Origin of the sequence: Arthrobacter sp. H41 (assembly GCF_000520535.1) — a bacterium.
In the GTDB taxonomy this organism is placed as follows: Bacteria; Actinomycetota; Actinomycetes; order Actinomycetales; family Micrococcaceae; genus Arthrobacter_D.
The window spans coordinates 6,437-8,308 of record NZ_KI914787.1; the positions used below are offsets into that span (position 1 = coordinate 6,437).

General features: G+C 68.2%; 4 protein-coding genes. All 4 read left to right on the forward strand.

Features of this window, described 5'->3' with window-relative positions:
* A partial coding sequence (ribH, locus tag Y705_RS18285; protein ID WP_049822437.1) for a 6,7-dimethyl-8-ribityllumazine synthase occupies positions 1 to 392 on the forward strand: 392 nt, incomplete at its 5' end.
* 83 nt (positions 393 to 475) lie between these two features.
* Complete coding sequence (locus Y705_RS0107645) at positions 476 to 739, forward strand: phosphoribosyl-ATP diphosphatase (RefSeq protein ID WP_026532429.1); 264 nt, start codon at positions 476 to 478, stop codon at positions 737 to 739.
* An 85-nt stretch (positions 740 to 824) separates the two neighbouring features.
* Entirely contained in the window at positions 825 to 1,670 is an 846-nt protein-coding gene (hisG, locus tag Y705_RS0107650; RefSeq protein WP_026532430.1) for an ATP phosphoribosyltransferase, read from the forward strand.
* 10 nt (positions 1,671 to 1,680) lie between these two features.
* Positions 1,681 to 1,872: HisA/HisF-related TIM barrel protein (locus Y705_RS21240; RefSeq protein WP_253908534.1), on the forward strand; the 192-nt coding region annotated here is incomplete at its 3' end.

Consider the following 1,872-nt stretch of genomic DNA (forward strand, 5'->3'; position numbering starts at 1 on the left):
ACACCGGGATCATGGACGGACTGCTCGACGGCGCGCGCCGGGCCGCGGCCGAGGCCGGCGTCGAGACCACCGAGGTGAGGGTTCCCGGTAGCTTCGAGCTGCCGGTCGCCGCGGCACGTCTCGCACCGCACTTCGACGCCGTCGTCGCGCTCGGCGTCGTGATCCGCGGCGGGACGCCCCATTTCGACTACGTCTGCCAGGCGGCGACGATGGGCCTCACCGACGTCAGCGTGCGCACGGGAGTGCCGGTGGGCTTCGGCGTCCTCACCTGCGACAACGAGCAGCAGGCCCTCGACCGCGCCGGACTGCCCGGCTCGAGCGAGGACAAGGGGCACGAGGCCGTCAGCGCAGCGCTGGCTACGGCCGCGGTTCTCCGGAGGTGGCCGTCCTGAACACGCGTGCCGAAACCGGGAACAGCATCCCGCCGGGTGCCGCGGTTCGGGAAGGACAGCCGGGAACCAGTAACCTTGGCACTGTGAAAACCTTTGATTCCCTCTTCGAGGAACTGAGCGGTAAGGCAGTCGCGCGCCCTTCAGGATCCCGCACCGTGGCCGAACTCGATTCCGGTGTACACGGGATCGGCAAGAAGGTGGTCGAGGAAGCCGCCGAGGTGTGGATGGCCGCCGAATACGAATCGAACGACGAGACGGCGGAGGAGATCTCCCAGCTCCTGTACCACCTGCAGGTACTGATGCTCGCCAAGGGCCTTTCGCTCCAGGACGTCTACAAGCATCTCTAGCCGCATCCCGGGCGGAACCCTCCGCCATGCGGCCCTTGCCCCGATTCAACCCCAGCGACGTCCGATACCAGCGAAAGTTTCCCTCATGCTCCGTGTAGCAGTTCCCAACAAGGGCGCCCTCTCCGAGGCAGCCTCCGCCATGCTGAGCGAGGCGGGGTACCGGCAACGCCGCGACACCCGTGAGCTGGTGATGGTCGACCCCGAGAACGGCATCGAATTCTTCTTCCTCCGCCCCCGTGACATCGCGGTGTACGTCGGCTCGGGAACGCTCGACGTCGGCATCACCGGCCGCGATCTGTTCCTCGACGCCCAGGTGCAGGCCGAGGAGCTCCTCCAGCTCGGTTTCGGGGTTTCGACCTTCCGGTTCGCGGGACCGGTGGGCCATTTCTCCACGGCTGCCGAGCTTGAGGGCAAGCGCCTCGCCACCAGCTACGAGGGCCTCCTCAACGACTACCTCGGCGAGCGCGGCATCCGCGCCGCCGTGGTCCGGCTCGACGGCGCCGTCGAATCCTCGGTGCGGCTCGGGGTGGCCGACGCCATCGCCGACGTCGTCGAGACCGGCAGCACGCTGAAGGCCGCGGGCATGGAGATCTTCGGCGATCCCATCCTCCGCAGCGAAGCGGTCCTGATCGGCCGGGCCGGCGCGGAGGCGCCCGCGGGCCTCGACGTTCTGACCCGCCGGCTCCAGGGCGTGCTCGTCGCGCGACAGTACGTGCTGATGGACTACGACATCCGCAAGAACCTGGTGGACGATGCAGCTGCGCTGACCCCCGGCCTGGAGTCTCCCACTGTCTCGCCCCTGAGGGATTCCGAGTGGGTGGCGGTGCGCTCGATGGTCCGGCGCAGCGAGACCAACCGCGTCATGGACGAGCTGTACGAACTGGGTGCGCGAGCCATCCTCGTCAGCACCATCCACGCCTGCAGGATCTAGGAGCGGTTCCATGAGTGTTGCAGTGAGGGTGATCCCATGCCTGGACGTCGACGCGGGCCGGGTGGTCAAGGGGGTGAACTTCGAGGACCTCCGCGACGCCGGTGATCCGGTGGAGCTCGCCCACCGCTACGACCGCGCGGGCGCCGATGAGCTGACGTTCCTCGATGTCACGGCGTCTTCCGGCAACCGGGCCACCACCCTC

Excerpts from the sequence above, each read along its gene's own strand:
- hisG (WP_026532430.1), top strand. The coding sequence starts at position 825 with ATGCTCCGTGTAGCAGTTCCCAACAAGGGCGCCCTCTCCGAGGCAGCC.